Consider the following 548-nt stretch of genomic DNA (forward strand, 5'->3'; position numbering starts at 1 on the left):
TTCAGTTAGTTGAGTATAAACTAAATACTAGACCAAGAAAATGTTTAGGGTTTAAAACACCCTTCGAGATATTTTATGATAAACTGTTGCACTTAGCTTGACAATTCGCCAATATAAAAAGAGAGGAACATTCCTCTCTCTTTATATTATCCTATATAATCCATTATTACATTTCCATTATCTTCTATATAATATCCTATTTGAATTTTATCTTTTAAATCTTCACACGTTATTATAATCTCACCAATTTTACCTCTAGATTTTATATCTATTTCAAATTTTCCTTTCACGTCAACAATTAAAAATCCTTTCACTGTTTCTACTAATTCATCTACATTTTTAAATTCATCACATAATCTATGTATTTCATCATTTAAATACATTGCTCTTTCCATTACCGAAACTTCTCTATTCATAATTTTCCCCTCATTATTTTATTCGCTCTGTTAACTTATTTAGTATTGAATCTCGACCCCGGTAGGGTTTACAATGATTTCACCCAAAAACACATTCCCCCTACGGAAAGGAGTCGAGAAAATTGAAACCTT

Annotated in this window: 1 protein-coding gene; it reads right to left on the bottom strand. The window is 29.4% G+C overall.

Annotation, left to right across the window (positions count from 1 at the left end):
* Positions 1-146: 146 nt before the first annotated feature.
* Complete coding sequence (locus ACK2WN_RS12230) at positions 147-416, bottom strand: hypothetical protein (protein ID WP_416155700.1); 270 nt, start codon at positions 414-416, stop codon at positions 147-149.
* Positions 417-548: the final 132 nt, after the last annotated feature.

This window comes from Peptacetobacter sp. AB800 (assembly GCF_047807365.1).
Taxonomy (GTDB): domain Bacteria; phylum Bacillota; class Clostridia; order Peptostreptococcales; family Peptostreptococcaceae; genus Peptacetobacter.

Bases quoted from the DNA above. Each gene is read 5' to 3' on its own strand.
- ACK2WN_RS12230 (WP_416155700.1), bottom strand. From the start codon at position 416: ATGAATAGAGAAGTTTCGGTAATGGAAAGAGCAATGTATTTAAATGAT.